This window comes from Paraburkholderia dipogonis (assembly GCF_046027395.1).
GTDB classification, from domain to species: Bacteria; Pseudomonadota; Gammaproteobacteria; order Burkholderiales; family Burkholderiaceae; genus Paraburkholderia; species Paraburkholderia dipogonis_A.
In genome coordinates, this window is record NZ_JAQQEG010000080.1 from 1 (window position 1) to 18,072 (window position 18,072).

General features: G+C 63.8%; 13 protein-coding genes and 1 pseudogene. 8 read left to right on the forward strand and 6 right to left on the reverse strand.

The window, feature by feature from the left end; all coding sequences use genetic code 11:
- Positions 1 to 250: 250 nt before the first annotated feature.
- Positions 251 to 973: an SOS response-associated peptidase gene (locus PQR32_RS40895; RefSeq protein ID WP_408241224.1), complete on the forward strand. Its 723-nt coding sequence runs from the start codon at positions 251 to 253 to the stop codon at positions 971 to 973.
- Positions 974 to 1,235: 262 nt separating this feature from the next.
- Here the strand turns inward: PQR32_RS40895 and PQR32_RS40900 are convergent, their stop codons facing one another.
- Positions 1,236 to 1,394: a hypothetical protein gene (locus tag PQR32_RS40900; protein WP_166679038.1), complete on the reverse strand. Its 159-nt coding sequence runs from the start codon at positions 1,392 to 1,394 to the stop codon at positions 1,236 to 1,238.
- 219 nt (positions 1,395 to 1,613) lie between these two features.
- The gene (locus PQR32_RS40905; RefSeq protein ID WP_408241228.1) at positions 1,614 to 2,552 is read right to left on the reverse strand and encodes a LysR family transcriptional regulator; all 939 of its coding nucleotides are present in this window, start codon (positions 2,550 to 2,552) and stop codon (positions 1,614 to 1,616) included.
- A gap of 155 nt (positions 2,553 to 2,707) precedes the next feature.
- Here PQR32_RS40905 and PQR32_RS40910 point away from each other — a divergent pair, with 155 nt between their 5' ends.
- Genes PQR32_RS40910 through PQR32_RS40925 form a run of 4 tightly spaced genes read left to right on the forward strand, consistent with a single transcriptional unit; the run spans position 2,708 to position 7,544 of the window.
- Entirely contained in the window at positions 2,708 to 4,252 is a 1,545-nt protein-coding gene (locus PQR32_RS40910; protein ID WP_408241231.1) for an efflux transporter outer membrane subunit, read from the forward strand.
- 2 nt (positions 4,253 to 4,254) lie between these two features.
- The gene (locus PQR32_RS40915) at positions 4,255 to 6,465 is read left to right on the forward strand and encodes an FUSC family protein (protein WP_408241234.1); all 2,211 of its coding nucleotides are present in this window, start codon (positions 4,255 to 4,257) and stop codon (positions 6,463 to 6,465) included.
- Positions 6,455 to 6,655, forward strand: a complete 201-nt coding sequence (locus PQR32_RS40920) for a DUF1656 domain-containing protein (RefSeq protein WP_408241237.1) — start codon at positions 6,455 to 6,457, stop codon at positions 6,653 to 6,655. Before PQR32_RS40915 ends, PQR32_RS40920 begins: the two co-directional genes overlap by 11 nt.
- Before the next feature lie 13 nt (positions 6,656 to 6,668).
- On the forward strand, positions 6,669 to 7,544 hold the full coding sequence (locus PQR32_RS40925) for an efflux RND transporter periplasmic adaptor subunit (protein WP_408241240.1): 876 nt from the start codon (positions 6,669 to 6,671) through the stop codon (positions 7,542 to 7,544).
- A gap of 793 nt (positions 7,545 to 8,337) precedes the next feature.
- Here PQR32_RS40925 and PQR32_RS40930 read toward each other — a convergent pair.
- Positions 8,338 to 10,011: a methyl-accepting chemotaxis protein gene (locus PQR32_RS40930; protein WP_408241242.1), complete on the reverse strand. Its 1,674-nt coding sequence runs from the start codon at positions 10,009 to 10,011 to the stop codon at positions 8,338 to 8,340.
- Between the two features lie 500 nt (positions 10,012 to 10,511).
- Between PQR32_RS40930 and PQR32_RS40935 the strand changes: the two genes are divergently transcribed.
- Together PQR32_RS40935 and PQR32_RS40940 are read left to right on the forward strand one after the other, a co-directional pair.
- A complete protein-coding gene (locus PQR32_RS40935) occupies positions 10,512 to 11,786 on the forward strand; it encodes an MFS transporter (protein ID WP_408241245.1) in 1,275 nt (424 codons plus the stop codon).
- 270 nt (positions 11,787 to 12,056) lie between these two features.
- On the forward strand, positions 12,057 to 13,961 hold the full coding sequence (locus tag PQR32_RS40940) for a propionate--CoA ligase (protein ID WP_408241248.1): 1,905 nt from the start codon (positions 12,057 to 12,059) through the stop codon (positions 13,959 to 13,961).
- A 185-nt stretch (positions 13,962 to 14,146) separates the two neighbouring features.
- On the opposite strand, the gene PQR32_RS40945 is transcribed toward PQR32_RS40940, so the two are convergent.
- Together PQR32_RS40945 and PQR32_RS40950 are read right to left on the reverse strand one after the other, a co-directional pair.
- Positions 14,147 to 14,950 carry a 5'-methylthioadenosine/adenosylhomocysteine nucleosidase gene (locus PQR32_RS40945; RefSeq protein ID WP_408241254.1) on the reverse strand — a complete coding sequence of 268 codons (804 nt, stop codon included), beginning with the start codon at positions 14,948 to 14,950 and terminating at the stop codon, positions 14,147 to 14,149.
- 92 nt (positions 14,951 to 15,042) lie between these two features.
- Positions 15,043 to 17,394, reverse strand: coding sequence for a UvrD-helicase domain-containing protein (locus tag PQR32_RS40950; RefSeq protein ID WP_408241251.1), 2,352 nt, complete (start codon positions 17,392 to 17,394; stop codon positions 15,043 to 15,045).
- 205 nt (positions 17,395 to 17,599) lie between these two features.
- On the opposite strand from PQR32_RS40950, the gene PQR32_RS40955 reads away from it, so the two are divergent.
- A complete protein-coding gene (locus tag PQR32_RS40955; protein WP_027776570.1) occupies positions 17,600 to 17,827 on the forward strand; it encodes a sulfurtransferase TusA family protein in 228 nt (75 codons plus the stop codon).
- 133 nt (positions 17,828 to 17,960) lie between these two features.
- Here the strand turns inward: PQR32_RS40955 and PQR32_RS40960 are convergent.
- Positions 17,961 to 18,072 (reverse strand): annotated as a pseudogene (locus PQR32_RS40960) (UTP--glucose-1-phosphate uridylyltransferase); the annotation flags it as partial.

The window sequence follows — 18,072 nt, forward strand, 5'->3', positions numbered from 1 at the left end:
CTTGGGTTGCTTGGGTTGCTTGGGTTGCTTGGGTTGCTTGGGTCGCTTCGGTCGCTTGGGTCGCTTGGGTCGGCTTGGCTCGGGTTGGCTTGCGTTGGCCGGGTTGGCTGCGGTCGCTCGGCCGCGTCGCCCGCCTTGGGGCCGATCTGGGTAGCGGGCCCGCACGGCAGGCACTACGCTGTTGAGGTTGTCGAGCTGTCATCCAACCGCGGTTGTCGAAACCCAGGCCGGTCGTCTCCGGAGGTCGCTCATGTGTGGTCGAATCAGCCAGTACCGCGATCCGCATCTCTACGCCGAGCACCTCGGCCTTGCCGATCCGCTCATGCTCTTCGATGCCGCCGACCGCCGTCCCGGCTACAACCTCGCGCCCGGCACCCACCCGCTCGCCATCTACCCGGATCAGACGGTGCATGCGATCCACTGGGGTTATTGCCCGGACTGGGCACGCGAACAGCATCTGCCGCAGACGATCAATGCGCGCGCCGACGCCGCGCCGGACGGGCGGTACTTCAAGGAACTGTGGAAAACCGGACGGGTTTTGGTGCCGGCGGACGGCTGGTTCGAGTGGCGCACGGAAACCGCGCCCGTGGCCGCCATCGCGGACAGCAAAGACAGACTAGACGAATCGCCGATCCGCCAGCCCTACTTCGTGCGTCTGAAGAGCGATGCGCCCATGTATCTCGCAGCGCTCTCCAGCGTGCGCGGCACTGAACCGCAAACGGAAGGCATGGGAATGGTGATCGTGACGGCCATCGCCGACGCGGGTCTCGTCGACGTGCACGACCGCCGTCCGCTGGCATTCGCGCGGGACGCGGCGCGCCGCTGGCTGAACCCGAAGCTCCCGCTCGACGAACTCGAGCAGTTGGCGCGCGGCGCGGGCCTGGCCGCCGGGCGCTTTCGTTGGCATCGCGTGAGCCACGAAGTGGACCGCACACTCAACGACGAGCCGGGTCTGATCGCAGCAGTGAACTGAATTTGAGCGCCAGATGCGAGCGCGGAACCTGGGTCAATCGAGACGCGGCAGGGCGGAAGCGCCTGAACGCAGCACTGAACTGAATGCACGCGGCGGACGTGCGCCCAGAATGTGGGTCAACCGCGACGCCCTGGCATGGAAGCGCCCGAGCGCTCAACTGAACTGAATGTAAGCGCCGGATGTGAGCCCGCGATGTCGGTCAAACCGCGACACCTGAAGAACAGAAACCAGGCTGCCTGCCAAAGTGGCGCCACGCCAAACCTCAACGGTCGCGCCGTTGCCCCTGCAAATCCGGACGTTCGACCTTGACCGGCACCAGTTGCGGCTGCTGTTCGCGCAGGCGGCGCAGCAAATCGCGCGATGCGGCAATCCCGATCAAACCAAACATGACGGCCACGCCGATCATCAGATGCGTATCCATGAATCCCTCGTCCTTCTGTCGTTGCGATTTGTAGCGATTTGCCGAACGGCGGCGAACTGGGCGCGTCCGGTGCAATACCGCAGCGCATGAACGACACGTTAGCAAATCGACCGCGCGGCAGAAGTAAGGAAATGTTGCGATGCGGAAGTTGTGTAACAGTGGGCCGTGCGGCTGGCAGCAGGCCATTGACCATCGCCGGAACGGCCGCGTGGCGCGGCTTCAGGTCCGCGCAAACTCGCGCAGTTCTTCCTGATCGGCGGCCAGCGTGGCGGGCAATTCGTCGCGCAGGAACTCGACCCACGTGCGGATCTTGGCGTCCAGATACTGCCGGGACGGATACAACGCGTACAGATTCATCTCCTGCGACGTGTATTCCGGCAGCAACCACACCAGTTCTCCACTTCGCAAGCCGCTGATCGCCGAGTAGATCGGAATCAGCCCGACGCCCATACCGCTCGACACCGCCACCGCCATGGCTTCAGCCACATTCACCTGAAACGTGGTCGCGCCGAGGGCGATGGTTTCCTCGCCGTTCGGGCCGTCGAAGGTCCATTTATCGGTCGGGAACACCGGCGTGACCATTTGCAGACACGCATGGCGCGCGAGGTCGGCCGGCGTTTGCGGCACGCCGTGCCGCTCCAGATACGCCGGCGACGCGCACGCAATGCTGAACGCGCTGCCAAGCCGCTGCGACACCAGCCCCGAATCCGGCAGACCGGTTGCGAGCGTGAGCGACACGTCGAAGCCTTCGTCGAGCAGATCGGGCATGCGCTGCGCGAGCGTCAGTTCGATATGGACGTCCGGGTAGCGGTCCTGATAGCGGCCGACTGCCGGCACCACATAGTGCTGGCCGAAGCTCGTCATGGCGTGGACCTTCAGCTTGCCGGACGGCCGGGCGTGGGCGTCGCTCGCCTCGGCTTCCGCCTGATCCACGTACGCGAGGATCTGCTCGCAGCGTTGCAGGTAGCGCTCGCCGGCCTCGGTCAGCGCGATGCGGCGCGTGGTGCGGTTCAGGAGGCGCGTGCGCAGATGCGCTTCCAGATCGGATACCGCGCGCGACGCGTAGGCCGTCGTCGTGTTCAGATGCTGCGCGGCGCCCGTGAAGCTGCCGGCTTCGACGACGCGGACAAATACGCGCATGTTTTGAAGCGTATCCATAACTTTCCCTAGTGATCGGAAGCGATTGTTACACGATTCGCAAAGGCGATTGTCTCATATCTCGTAAGAATGCCTTGCATCTTTACCGGTTATTCCCCAATCAATCAAAAAATATAATGACGCACATGCTTCTATAGCCAATTTTGGAGGAAATCGTGCAGTCTCCGGTACAGAAAGGGATCGCCGCAGCCGCGGTTCTTACGATCCTATTAACAATCGCCGGCTGTGCAAGTACCGGAGGCGTCGCGCCGCAAGCAAGCGGAATCGAACCGGCTTCGCTCGATGCGGGCAACGCGATCCGCGCCGCCAATGCGGACGCCCAATGGCCGGCCGTCGATTGGTGGCGCGCCTATAACGATCCGCAACTGAATCAGTGGATCGAAGACGCGCAGGCGGGCAATCCGAGCCTCGCGGCCGCCCAGGCGCGCGTGCGCGAAGCCATGTCGATGGCGGGGGTCGCCCGTTCGGCGTTGTCGCCACAAGTCAATGGCAGCCTGTCGATCCAGCGCCAGAAGTGGGCCGACAACCTCTACTACGGCCCGGGTCCTCTCGCCGGTGAGCAATCGTGGAACAACACCGGCACGCTCGGCCTGTCGTATCACCTCGACATCTGGGGCAAGGACAAGAACGCCGCCGAGCGCGCGCTCGACGCCGCGCATGCGAGCGCGGCCGATGCGCGCGCCGCCCAGCTCGAACTGGAAGGCAACGTGGTGCGCACGTACATCGAGATGTCGATGAACTACGCGCTGCTCGACATCGCCAAAGCCACCTTGCAGCAACAGCAGCAGATCGTGGATCTGGCCAACCGGCGTCTGAAAGGCGGCATCGGCACGCAACTCGAAGTGAGCCAGGCCGAAACGCCGCTGCCGGAATACGAACGCCAGATTGACGAAATCGAAGAAAAGATCGCGCTCGGCCGCAATCAGTTGGCCGCACTGGCCGGCAAGGGGCCGGGCGCGGGCGATTCGATCCAGCGGCCGACGCTGTCGCTGAACGCGCCGGCCGGATTGCCGAGCGCCTTGCCGGCGGACCTGATCGGCCATCGGCCGGACGTGGTCGCGGCGCGCTGGACGGTCGCGGCGCAAGCGCGCGGCATCGACGTCGCCAAGGCCGATTTCTATCCGGACATCAACCTGCTGGCGTCGATCGGCGGTTATGCGGCGATGGGACCGCTGTTCCAGTTTCTGAAGAGCCCGTCGCATAGCTGGAGCGCGGGGCCGGCGCTGTCGCTGCCGATCCTCGATGGCGGACGGCTGCGTTCGCAACTCGGCGCGGCGTCGGCGGGCTATGACGAAGCCGTCGATGGTTATAACCAGTCGATCGTCGGTGCGCTCAAGGATATTTCCGATCAGGTGATCCGGATCCGCTCGCTGGCCACTCAGGCCGACGACGCTGACCGTTCGGTCGCGGCCGCTCGCAAGAACTACGAGCTGTCGCGCGAAGGGTATCGGCGCGGGCTGACCGACTACCTGAACGTGTTGATCGCGCAAAACCAGTTGCTGCGCGCGCAGGAAGGCGTGGCGAAGATTCAGGCCGAACGGCTGGGCGCGCATGCGTCGCTGGTCACGGCGTTGGGCGGTGGGCTCGACAACCCGGCTAACGGTCCGCAGGCGAATGAGACGCTGCCGGCGCATGGCAAGGGCAAAACCGCAGCGACGGGTTCGACCGCCAGCGCTCAGCCGGCCAAGTCAGGAAGCTGACCATGTCCGCCTCCCCTTCTTCCGCCGCGCGCCCGGCGTCGTTCGCCGCGTTATACGCGGCCGCCGCCGACTGGGCGCGCAACGACGGCCTCACGTGGATCTACCTCTTCAAGGCGCTCGCCGCCTGCTTCCTCGCGCTCGGCATCGCGATGAAGCTCGACCTGCCGCAGCCGCGCACCGCAATGACCACCGTGTTCATCGTGATGCAGCCGCAAAGCGGCATGGTGTTCGCGAAGAGCTTCTACCGGATCTGCGGCACGCTGGTCGGTCTCGTCGTGATGCTCGCGTTGATCGGCCTGTTCGCGCAGCAGCCGGAAATGTTCATCGTCACGACCGCGATCTGGGTCGGCATCTGCACCGCGGGTGCCGCGCGCAACCGCAACTTCAGGTCGTACGGTTTCGTGCTGGCCGGCTATACCGCCGCGCTGATCGGCATCCCCGCTTCGCAGCATCCTGACGGTGCGTTTCTGAGCGCGCTCACGCGGGTGGCCGAAGTGGTGGTCGGTATCGTCTGCGCGGGTGCCGTGAGCGGCCTCGTGTTTCCCCAGTTCGCCGGCCTGCAGATGCGCGGCACTGTGCGTGCGCGTTTCTCGGCGTTCGTCGAGTATGTGTCCGCGTCGCTTGCCGGCCGTAACGACCGCGCGCAGATCGAAGCGACCAATGCGCGCTTTGTCGCCGACATCGTCGGTTTCGAAGCGGCGCGCAGCGTGGCCGTGTTCGAAGGCCCCGATTCGCGCATGCGCGGCGGCCGTCTCGCGCGTCTGAACAGCGAGTTCATGACCGCGTCGACGCGCTTTCACGCGCTGCATCAGTTGATGAACCGCTTGCGCAACACGAACACGAGCGGCGCCGCGACCGCGATCGACGCGCTCGAGCCGTACTTCAAGGAGATCGCCCCGCTGCTCGCAAAATCCGGCGAGCCCGTGCTGAGCGCCGCCGACGCCGCACACGCCGCCGCGCAACTCGAGGCCTACAAAGCCGAGTTGCCCAAGCGCGTGCGCGCGACACGGGCGGAACTGAAAGCGCATCCCGACGCGCCGCTGCTCGACTTCGATACCGGCGCCGAACTGCTGTACCGCTTCATCGACGATCTGCATGCGTATGCGGCCACGTACGCGTCGCTTGCTGTCGATACGCACGAGCGCGAGCGCTGGATCGAACGTTACGAACCGAAGACGAACGCGATCGCGGCAGGCGTCGCGGGCGTGCGCGCCGCCATCGTGATGATGGCGCTCGGCGCGTTCTGGATCGCGACCGCATGGCCGAGCGGTTCGACCTTGACGCTGAACGCCGCGGCCATTTGCGCGCTGGCGTCGTCGTCGCCGAATCCGAAGCGCACTGCGTTCCAGATGGCTGGCGGCACGCTGGTCGCCACGGCGATGGGGATGATCGCGGTGTACGGCGTGTTTCCGCACATCGACGGCTTCCCGCTGTTGTGTGCCGCGCTCACACCGTTCCTGCTGCTCGGCGTGTTCATGACGACACGGCCCGCGCTGGCCGGCTACGGCGTCGGCTACTGCATCTTCTTCTGTTTCCTGGCCGGCCCGGACAACGTGATTCATTACGACCCGAGCGCCTTCATGAACGACGCGATGGCACTCGTGCTGTCGATGCTGGTGTCGTCGATCGCGTTCGCGGTGTTGCTGCCGCCTTCGACGCCGTGGCTGCGCAACCGCCTGCTGGTCGATCTGCGCCGTCAGGTGGTGCTGGCGAGCCGCGCGGGCATGCGCCGGGTGCGTTCGCGCTTCGAGAGCGGCGCTCGCGATCTGATGTTCCAGATCAACTCGCTCGCGCAGAACGAGCCCGAACTCAAACGCGACACGTTGCGCTGGCTCTTCTCGGTGCTCGAAGTAGGCAACGCGGTGATCGACTTGCGCCGCGAAGTGGCGGCGCTGCCCGCCGAAGCGCGCTATGCGAAGTCGATGCCGTGGCGCGTCGCGTTGCGTTCGATGCGCGATGCGCTGGCCGCGCTTTTCGAGCGGCCGCGTGAAGACCGCTTCGACCGCGCGCTCGCCGCGACCACCGACGCCATCGCCGCCGTTCAGCAGATGCTGGCCACCTTCACGCCGCCGCGTGACGAGCGGCATCGACTGCAACGCATTTTGAGTCAACTGCATTTCATTCGTACCGCGCTGCTCGATCCGCAATCGCCGCTTGAACCGCTGATGAGCGGACGTGCCGACGCGTCAGAAGGAGTTCTTCATGCCACGTGAAATCGCCGTGTTCGACGCCTACGTGCCGGCCATCGTGCTGCTGTTCATTGCGGGCGCCGCGCTTACCTGGGTGCTGGACCGCGTGATTGCCTATACGGGCGTGTATCGCGTGGTGTGGCATCCGTCCTTGTTCCGGGCCAGCTTGCTCGTGTGTGTGTGCGGCGTGCTGGGTCTCGCCGTTTATCGTTGATCAGAGTCGAAACATGACCATCCGAAATATTGTGGGCTTCGTCGCGACAGCCATTATTTTTATCGTCGCGATTTTGATTGGACGCGTGTTGTGGGTTCATTACATGGATGAACCGTGGACGCGCGATGGGCGCGTGCGCGCCGAAATCGTGAATGTCGCGCCGGATGTTTCGGGCGCGGTTGTGGACCTGCCTGTGAAGGACAATCAACTGGTGAAGAAAGGCGATCTGTTGATGCAGATCGATCCGTCGCACTATGAGATTGCGGTTGAGCAAGCGCAGGCTGCGGTGGCTGCGCGAAAGGCCGAGTTGCAGATGAAGCGCGATGATGCGCAGCGCCGGGCGGATATGGATGCTTTGGTCGTGTCTAAAGAGAGTCGGGAGAATGCGACTCATACGGCTTCGGCTGCGGAGGCTTCTTATCAGCAGGCTTTGGCTGCTTTGGATGCGGCTAAGTTGAATCTTTCGCGGACGCGGGTTGTGTCGCCGGTTGATGGGTATGTGACTAATCTGAGTGTATTTCGCGGGGATTATGCGACTGCTGGGGCGGCTAAGCTGGCTATTGTCGATAGTCACTCTTTTTGGGTTTATGGGTATTTTGAGGAGACCAAGCTTCCTCATGTGCGTGTGGGTGATAAGGCAGAAGTTCGGTTGATGAGCGGTGGCACCTTGCAGGGGCACGTCGAGAGCATTTCTCGTGGTATCTATGATCGGGATAATCCTGAGAGTCGTGAACTGCTCGCTGATGTGAATCCGACTTTTAATTGGGTTCGGTTGGCGCAGCGTGTGCCGGTGCGGGTTAGGATTGATTCGGTGCCCGAAGATGTTGTGCTTGCTGCTGGGATTACTTGTACTGTTGTTGTTATGCCTGCGGTCGGTAAGGCTGGCTGATTTTTTGTCTGTGGTCCTTACGGTGTTGGCCTTTCCTTGAATTCATGGTGGTCTATTTGTGTAGCCCCTGTGCGGGGCGGCACTCCCTTTCTTTGCCGCCGCAAAGAAAGGAAGCAAAGAAAGCGGCTTCACACCGCTAATTCTTAAGTGGGTCTCTCGCGCAGTTGCGGTAGTGGTGCATCTGGAATCAGAGTTCTCGCGCATTCGGCCTCCGTGACAAGGCCGTCATTCTTCCCGCCTCGCACTTCGTGCTCGCCGGAACGGTTCGCTGGACACCGGTGACTTCGTTTGTGCGCTGTGGGGGCCATCGGCTTCGCCTCGGCGAGACGTCGTAGAGGACTTTCGGTTGCGGTGCCGTCGGCCGCCGGCGTTGATGTGCTGTTGTTGGCGCTGGACGCAATCTGCACGCCGAAATTTGTCCAACCGGTGTCGCCTTTAGCAGCCAGGCACGCCGCGCATCACCTTGAATTGCGCGTAACGGATCATCCGGAAATGCTAGTCGCCCGTCAATTTCACAATGACCTTTAAATCGCGCCGCCGGAAGAATGACGGCCTTGTCACCAAGGCGGAATGTGCGAGAACACAGATTCCAGATGCACCACTACCGCGGCTGCGCGAGGGCCCCACTTATAAGCTGGCGGTGTGAAGCCGCTTTCTTTGCTTCCTTTCTTTGCGGCGGCAAAGAAAGGGAGTGCCGCCCCGCACAGGGGCAACGCCAATAGACCACAAAGAATTCAAGGAAAGGCCAACACCACAAGAACCCAACCCCAAGCGCCACCCAGGCAAAACCCGTTTACAACCTGAACTTGCCCACCATAACCTTCAACCCCCTGGCCTGATCATCCAAAGATCTGGCAGCAGCCGTAGCCTCCTCCACCAAAGCAGCATTCTGCTGCGTCCCAGAATCCATCTGCGTCACCGCAAGGTTGATCTCCTCGATCCCAGCACTCTGCTCAGAAGAAGCCGCAGAAATCTCCCCCATGATATCGGTCACGCGCTTAACCGCCTTAACGACCTCATCCATAGTCTGCCCGGCATCCTGAGCCAAAGCCGACCCATTGCTAACCCGCTCGACCGAAGTACTGATCAAGCCTTTGATCTCCTTGGCAGCCGCAGCACTCCGCTGAGCCAGATTCCGCACCTCAGCAGCGACGACTGAAAAACCACGCCCCTCTTCCCCAGCCCGCGCAGCCTCAACCGCCGCATTCAAAGCAAGAATATTGGTCTGAAACGCAATCCCCTCGATCACGCCAATGATGTCGCCGATACTGCGCGCGCTATCGTTGATATCGTTCATCGTCGCGACCACGCGGCTCACCACATCGCCGCCCTTCTCCGCGATCTCCGACGCGTTGTTGGCCAGCGTGCTTGCCTGCTTCGCGTTATCGGCGTTCTGGCGAACCGTCGATGTCAGCTGCTCCATGCTGCTAGCCGTGCGCTCGAGCGCCATCGCCTGCTGCTCGGTGCGCTGCGACAAGTCGAGATTGCCCATCGAAATCTCACCCGATGCCGTCGCAATCGCATCAGCGCTCGACGCAATATCGGCGACCGTCGTCGCGAGCCCGCTTTGCATGTCGTGCAGCGCGAACAGCATGCTCGACTTGTCCTTGCGGCCCAGCGCGATCTCCACCGACAGATCGCCCGCCGCGATCCGGCTGGCAATTTCCTTCGCATACGCCGGCTCGCCGCCGAGCTGACCGGCGAGGCGCCGCACCACCCACTCGCTGATGCCGAACGCGAGCACGATCAGCCCGAGCGTCGCCACCGCGATCATCACGAACGACGAGTGGTAAATAAAGCCCGACGCCTCGATGGTCGCCTTCGCCGCCGTGCCGCGCTGCGCGACGAGTTCGTCGACCATTTTTTCCAGCTTGCCGGTTTCGACCAGCATCGACACATCCTGCGTGCCGACCTGCCAGTTCATCTGCGACAAATCGAGCGGCTGTGCTTTCACGAGCGTCACGAAGTCGCGCAGATGCCCGCTCCACACCCTGACGGCAGCGGCGAATTTCTTCTGCTGATCGACGCCCTTCGCGTCGGACGTGTCGACGTACTGTTGCAGCGTGCCGAGTTGTGCGGCAAGACCGCTCAGGGCCGCCTCGATGTCGGTGCCGAGTTCGTCGCGCTCTTTCGCGGTGGTCGCGGTGAGCAGCATTTTTTGCGCGCGGCTCGCGCGCAGCATGTGACCGCGCGCTTCTTCCGCGGCGCGGCTGGCGACGTGCCCCTGATCGTAGATGGATTGGGTGGACGCATTCAGACGGCTGATCTGGGTCAGCGAAAACACGCCGATCAGCAGCGTGCCAATCAGCAGCACGGCAAACGCGAGACGCAACATCGCCTTCACCGACAAACCTTTGAGCCTCACCGCCCGCGAGCGGCTGCTCTGGCCACGCGGCGGCATGCCCGCCGCTTCTCCCTCCGGTACGAATCCCGCGCCCGTCTGGCTGCCCAGCGAAACTGCTTTCATATTCCCCGTCCCCACGTTTAGAACTGCCGGAAAGGTCGGTTCCGGCATTGCTTCTTATCTCTCCGGGTCTACGGCAAGAACGCCCGCGATCTTTAACGTCGCTCGCGAAATGCCGGCCGCTTTCGCCACATGTGTCGCCCGGTCCTCGGCGCACCGCTTTGTAAGCCGCGCGCCCGCGACCGTTTTATACATGGCCAAAAATCGCCGGTCGGGATATATCAGACGACTTGCCAGCCGCGCGTGATCGTGGCAGCACCCACGCCTGCGGCACCGTCGAGGTGCGCGCGGTTCCCGGTTTCGGCGCACTGTCTCTGGCCCTTATCAGCAGCGCATGTCCGAATCGCGACAAAACTTGTCCTTACAATTCGGTCAGGCCACATTAAACTTCGACAAATAGTTGACGACACAAAATGCCGCGTCGAAATGCCGCAACGCTGAAAACGTTGCTCGAACAGCGTCCGGCGACTTCAGATCACTCTTTCTTCTCTCTCATCTAGTGTATGGAAACGAGCCTCGATAAAAGCGCCCTCGCCGGCGCGCCAGCCGGAGCTGGAACAGCAACCGGAAACGGTGCGGCCACCGCCGCGCAACCAGCCGCCAAAGTGCAGCGCACGGTGTACTCCGTGCTCGGCGCGATCAGCTTCTCGCACCTGCTCAACGACATGATTCAGTCGTTGATCCTGGCGATCTACCCGATGCTGAAAGACAACTTCTCGTTGTCGTTCGGCCAGATCGGCCTGATCACGCTGACTTATCAGATCACCGCGTCGCTGCTGCAGCCGCTCGTCGGCACTTATACGGACAAGCATCCCAAGCCGTACTCGCTGCCCGTCGGCATGGGCTTCACGCTCGCGGGTCTGCTGCTGATGTCGGTCGCGCCCAACTTCGGCGTGCTGCTGGTGGCGGCTGCGCTGGTCGGCTGCGGCTCGTCGGTGTTCCATCCGGAATCGTCGCGGGTCGCGCGCATGGCGTCGGGCGGCCGTCACGGGTTCGCGCAGTCGCTGTTCCAGGTGGGTGGCAACGCGGGTTCGTCGCTCGGGCCGCTGCTCGCCGCGTTGATCGTGATTCCCCACGGCCAGCGCAGCATCGCGTGGGTTTCGGTGGCGGCGCTCGTCGCGATCGTTGTGTTGACGCAGATCGGCCGCTGGTACAAGGCGCATCCGTCGGTGAAGAAGGCGCGCAGCGTCGCCGGTCACGCCACGCTGTCGCGCAACAAGGTGATGTTCGCGATGGGCGTGCTCATCCTGCTGGTGTTCTCGAAGTATTTCTACCTCGCCAGCATCAACAGCTACTTCACGTTCTATCTGATCGATAAGTTCCATCTGCCGGTACAGGCCGCGCAGGTCCATCTGTTCGTGTTCCTCGCTGCCGTGGCGGCGGGCACGATGATCGGTGGTCCGATCGGCGACAAGATCGGCCGCAAGTATGTGATCTGGGTGTCGATCCTTGGCGTGGCGCCGTTCACGCTGCTGCTGCCGTACGCCAATCTGTTCTGGACCGGCGTGCTGACGGTGATCATCGGCGTGGTGCTGGCCTCGGCGTTCTCGGCGATCCTGGTCTATGCGCAGGAGTTGATCCCCGGCAAGGTGGGCATGGTCGCGGGTCTCTTCTTCGGCTTCGCGTTCGGCATGGGCGGGATCGGCGCGGCGGTGCTCGGGCAATTGGCCGATGCCACCAGCATTACGTACGTGTACAAGGTCTGTTCGTTCCTGCCGCTGATCGGCGTGCTGACGGTGTTCCTGCCGGATGTGGAGGGCAAGCGCGCAAAGGCGTGATGGCCGTCTGACCGCAGGTCTGATGAGAGAAAGGCGCTTCGGCGCCTTTTTCTTTGTCTTTGCCTTTGCGTGAAGCCAGTGCTGCGTCATGTCCGGACGCGACTCATCGCCGCGTCGGACCGTGCGCCGCTTCGCTCATGGTGAACCCGCGTTGTCCGCCGAGCCACGCCTGCTCTATGCTTGTGCGGACACACACCCTGCTCTCGCGCCGCGCCACACGGCCGCACGACCCGACATCCGTTCACTCACGCAGCAGAAGGATCGCCGCAGATGACAAGCTATCGCGACTTCCACCGCCGTTCGATCGAAGACCCCGAAGCATTCTGGCGCGACGAGGCGCGGCGCATCCATTGGCAAACGCCGTTCGACACCGTGCTCGACCGATCGAATCCGCCGTTCGCGCGCTGGTTCGTCGGCGGCCGCACGAACCTGTGCCATAACGCGGTGGACCGTCATCTGGCCGAGCGCGCGCAGCAGAACGCGCTGGTGTATGTGTCGACGGAAACCGGCATCGAGCGGCGCTACACCTACGCCGAGCTGTACGGCGAGATCAACCGGATGGCGGCGGTCATGCGCTCGCTCGGCGTAAAGCGCGGCGACGTGGTGCTGCTCTATCTGCCGATGATCCCCGAAGCGCTGTTCGCCATGCTCGCCTGCGCGCGCCTTGGCGCGATTCACTCGGTGGTGTTCGGCGGCTTCGCGGCGCCGAATCTCGCGGCCCGCATCGACGACGCCAAGCCCGTGCTGATCGTCACCGCCGACGCCGGCGCGCGCGGCGGCAAGGTGATCGACTACACGCCGCTGATGGACGAAGCGCTCGCCCGCGCGAAGCACAAGACGCCGCACGTCTTGCTGATCGACCGGCAACTCGCGCCCGAGCGGCTGAATGCCAGTTATCTCGTCGCCTACGAACCGCTGCGCGAACAGTTCTTCAACGCCCACGTGCCGTGCGAGTGGCTCGAATCGAACGAGCCGTCCTACGTGCTGTACACGTCAGGCACGACCGGCAAGCCGAAGGGCGTGCAACGCGATGTGGGCGGCTACGCGGTCGCGCTGGCGGCATCGATGGAACACATCTTTCAGGGCAAGGCGGGCGACGTGATGTTCACCGCGTCGGACGTGGGCTGGGTGGTCGGCCACAGCTACATCGTCTACGCGCCGCTGATCGCGGGCCTCACCACCGTGATGTACGAAGGCACGCCGATCCGTCCGGACGGCGGCATCTGGTGGCGCCTCGTCGCGCATCACCGGATCAATATCATGTTCACCGCGCCGACCGCCTTGCGCGTGCTGAAGAAGCAGGACCCGGCGCTGCTGAAGAAAGCCGATCTGTCGAGCCTGCGCGCGCTGTTCCTTGCCGGCGAGCCGCTCGACGAACCGACCGCTGCATGGATCGCCGACGCGCTCGGCAAGCCGGTGATCGATAACTACTGGCAAACCGAGACCGGCTGGCCGATGCTGGCGATTCCGCGCGGCGTCGAGGCGCTGCCCACCAAGCTCGGCTCGCCGGGCGTGCCGTCGGCGGGTTTCAGTCTGACCTTGCGCAACGAACTGAGCGGCGAGCCCTGCCCGCCCGGCGAAAAGGGCGTGCTCACGCTGGACTATCCGCTACCGCCGGGCTGCATGTCGACGGTTTGGGGCGACGACAAGCGTTTCGTCAGCACGTACTGGTCGAGCATTCCGAACCAGCAGGTCTACTCGACCTTTGACTGGGGTGTGCAGGACGAAGACGGCTACGTGACGATCCTCGGCCGGACCGACGACGTGATCAACGTCGCCGGACACCGGCTCGGCACGCGCGAGATCGAGGAAGCGTTGTCGAGCCACGCGGCCGTCGCGGAGGTGGCGGTGGTCGGCGTGACGGATCCGTTGAAGGGCCAGGCGGCGATGGCCTTCGTGGTCCTGCGCGACGCGCAGGCCTACGCGGACACGAAAAAGCGCAACAAGCTGGAAGCCGAACTCACGGCGACGGTGGACCGCCAGCTCGGCGCGATTGCGCGGCCGTCACGGGTCGTGGTGGTGTCGATGCTGCCGAAGACGCGCTCCGGCAAGCTGCTGCGCCGCGCGATCGCGGCGCTCGCCGAGGGACGCGAGCCGGGCGATCTGCCGACTATTGAAGATCCGGCGGCCTTACAGCAGGTGCGCGAGGCGCTGGACGACGGCGGGGGGAACTAGCTTGCGAAGTCGCGGCGTGGTTGGAGCCAGGCGATTAGCTGACCATCGAGGATTTGACGGCGGCCTCCCAGCAGACGCGTGAAGTGCCCAGCGCACGCCACGGACAAGCAGCTTGCAAAGTTGCGGCGGGCCTGAAGCGCATGTCGTCATAAAAATGCGTCGACACGCGCGCCTCGACGCCCTGATCAGACCGTCGAACCACGCGCTTCCAGAAACCGCGTCAGAATCGCGTTCGAATACGTCCCCGCGATCTCCGTGAGAAACGACACGAACGACTCGGGCGCGTGATCGTCGGCGGTATCCGAGACGGTACGCACGACCGCGCACGGCACGCCGTATTCGTAGCAGACCTGGGCGATCGCCGCGCCTTCCATCTCCACGGCGAGCGCATCCGGAAGCGCGTCGCGCAACGCCTGAACGCCTGCCGCGCTGGCCACGAACTGATCGCCGCTGATGATCAACCCGCGATGCACACGCGGCTCGCGCGTGCCGAAACGCGCTGCCGAGGCAGCGCCCTCTTCCGTGACGAAGCGCTCGCAAGCCGCGGCGAGCTGATCAGCCAAGGTTGCATCGGCGTCGAATCGCGAGATGCCCAGCAATGGCACCTCGAAACGCGGAAACAGCGGCGACGCATCGAGATCGTGCTGCAGCAGCGCGTCGGCGACGACGATGTCGCCCACCCGCACCTCGCTCCCCACGCCGCCGGCCACGCCCGTGAAGACGATCGCTTCCACGTCGAAGGCATGGATCAGCGCGCTGACCGTGGCCGCCGCGGCGACCTTGCCGACGCGCGCCAGCGTCACGACACACGGCGCGCCGTGGACGGTGCCGAGGTGATAGTCCCGCTGACCGTGCGTGATGGTGCGCACGCCGGACTCGGCGCGCATCGCTTCAATCAGATCGCCGAGTTCTTGCGGCAACGCCGCCAGAATCCCAAGCGGCCGATGCGAAACCGGCGCGCCGCTGCGGTTCGGATCGATACCGGACATGCTTGCGGCCGCCGGAGCTGATTCAGCCACTCGTGTGGCCGCCGCTTCCACGCCGACCGCGCCCAGCGCCGACGTGCCCGCACCCGTCACACTCATTCCACCGCCTGCAATTTAGCGACCGCCAGCGCCAGCCACTTTTCGCCGTGCCGCTTGAATTTGACCTGCGCCTTCGCGTCGGTGCCGCCGCCTTCGAGCGCGGTGATCGTGCCTTCGCCGAACTTGGTGTGGAACACCTGCTGGCCGACGCGGAAACCCGTTTCCGCCGCGCGCTGCTCGTTCGCGAACGCAGGCAACGGCGCCGGCGTCGACGATGCGGATCCCGTATAACCCGGCCGCGCAAACCAGTCGCGCCCATAACCCGCGTTGTCCGAACGGCCGCCCCAGCGCGCGCCCGCCTCGACCTTCGGCGTGAGCCACTTGAGCGTTTCCTGCGGCAATTCGTCGAAGAAACGCGAACGGATGTTGTAACGGGTCTGGCCGTGCAGCATGCGGCTCTGCGCGAACGACAGATATAGCCGCTCCTTGGCTCGCGTGATCGCGACGTACATCAGGCGGCGTTCCTCTTCCAGACCGTCCGATTCCATCGCGCTGTTCTCGTGCGGGAACAGCCCCTCTTCCAGACCGGTGATGAAAACCGCCGTGAACTCGAGGCCCTTGGCCGCGTGCACGGTCATGAGTTGCACGGCTTCCTGGCCGGCTTGCGCCTGGTTGTCGCCCGCTTCGAGCGACGCGTGCGACAGGAAACCGGCAAGCGGCGTCATCGTGTCCGGGTTTTGCGCCGGATCGGCGATGCCGGGCGCGTCGAGCACGACGGTATTCGGATCGTCGGTGGCGACGGCCAGCTCGGGCGCGGCGGTTGCGCCCGGACGCAGTGGAATGGAGCGCGCCGGCGTGTCCATGCCGTAGCCCTCTTCGCTGACGAACGCGGCGGCCGCGTTGACCAGTTCCTGCAAGTTCTCCAGCCGGTCCTGGCCTTCGCGTTCGTTCTGATAGAACTCCGCGAGACCGCTCGTGCGCACCACGTATTCGACCGTTTCCGGCAGGCTCATCTGCTGCGTTTCCGCGCGCATCTTGCCGATCAGGTTCGCGAAGCCCGCGAGGCTCGAACCCGCCTTGCCCGCCACGTACGGAATCGCCGCGGCCATCGAGCAGTTGTACAGACGCGCCGCATCCGCGAGCTGCTCGATCGAGCGCGCGCCGATGCCGCGCGTCGGGAAATTGACGACGCGCGCAAACGCAGTGTCGTCGTTCGGATTGTCGATCAGGCGCAGATAGGCGAGCGCGTGCTTGACTTCCTGGCGCTCGAAAAAGCGCAAGCCGCCGTACACGCGATACGCGATGCCCGCGTTGACCAGCGTGTGTTCGATCGTGCGCGACTGCGCGTTGCTGCGGTAGAGAATCGCGACTTCGCTGCGCGACGTGCCGGTGCTGATCAGCGCCTTGATTTCCTCGACGATCCAGCCGGCTTCCTGCGTGTCGGTCGCGGATTCATACACTCGAACCGGTTCGCCGTGGCCCGCGTCGGTACGCAGATTCTTGCCCAGACGGCGCGAATTGTTGGCGATGAGCTGATTGGCGGCGTCGAGAATATGGCCGTGCGAGCGGTAGTTCTGCTCGAGCTTGATCAGATGGCGGACGTTGAACTCCTGTTCGAAGTCGCGCATGTTGCCGACGTTCGCGCCGCGGAAGGCGTAGATCGACTGGTCGTCGTCGCCGACGGCGAAGATCGAGTTGGTCTGGCCCGCCAGCATCTTCAGCCACGCGTATTGCAGCTTGTTGGTGTCCTGGAACTCGTCGACCAGAATGTGCTTGAAGCGCGCCTGGTAGTGGGCGCGCAGCGGCGGATTATGGGCGAGCAGTTCGTAGCAGCGCAGCAGCAGTTCCGGAAAGTCGACCACGCCTTCGCGCTGGCACTGCTGGTCGTAGGCTTCGTAGAGTTCGACGAATTTGCGGTTGAAGTTGTCGGTGGCGTCGACGTCTTTCGGCCGCAGGCCTTGTTCCTTCGCGTTGTTGATGAAGTACTGGAGATTCTTCGCCGGGTACTTTTCGTCGTCGATGTTGAGGCCCTTCATCAGACGCTTGATCGCGGATAGCTGGTCGGCGGTATCGAGAATCTGGAAGGTGGCCGGCAGGCCCGCGTCCCGATGATGCGCGCGCAGCATGCGGTTACAGAGGCCGTGGAAGGTGCCGATCCACATGCCGCGCGTGTCGATCGGCAGAAGCGCCGACAGACGCGACATCATTTCGCGGGCGGCCTTGTTGGTGAAGGTCACCGCCAGAATCGTGGCGGGCGACGCCAGGCCGTGCTGGATAAGCCACGCGATGCGCGTGATCAGAACGCGGGTCTTGCCGCTGCCCGCGCCGGCGAGGATGAGCGCGGGCTCGTTGGGGAGCGTGACGGCGGCGTGTTGTTCGGGGTTTAGATTGGCTAGCAGGTCGGGCATTTTTTAGGAGGGGCGGCAGGTCGTTCGACATTATATGCCCCGGAGGGGGTAGGGTTTTTTGGGGCCGATAGACCATCATCGACTCAAGGAAAGGCCAACACCCCAAGAAAACCGCCGCCCGGGCAACCACGCTACGCCTGCGGTAGAATTTGACCCTTCGGCGTCAAAACAGACGCCCAGTCCCCGAAGGTCATCGTCGATGCAAATTCAGATTCACAAGGAAGTCGATGCACGCGGGCTCATGTGCCCGCTGCCCATTTTGCGCGCCAAGAAGGCGCTCGCCGACATGGAAAGCGGCCAGATTCTCAAGGTGCTGGCCACCGATCCGGGCTCGCAGCGCGATTTCGCCGCGTTTGCCAAGCAAACCGGCAATGAAATCGTCGAAAGCTCCGCGCACGACAAGGTCTTCACCTTCCTGATGAAGCGCCGCTGAAGCCGGCCTACTACGCGCACGCGACGCCCTAAAGCGGCCGCCAAAAAACAAAAGGCGCTGTGCCCACGAACACAGGGCACAGCGCCTTTCTACTTCGGTTTAACGCTACCGGGAAACTAGCGGCAAAAACCGCTCAACCTTCCAGCACCGGCGAACGCGTACGCAAATACTCTTCGAAATCGGCGGCCACTTCCGGGTGACGCAGGGCGAACTCGACCGTCGCCTTCAGATAACCCAGCTTGCTG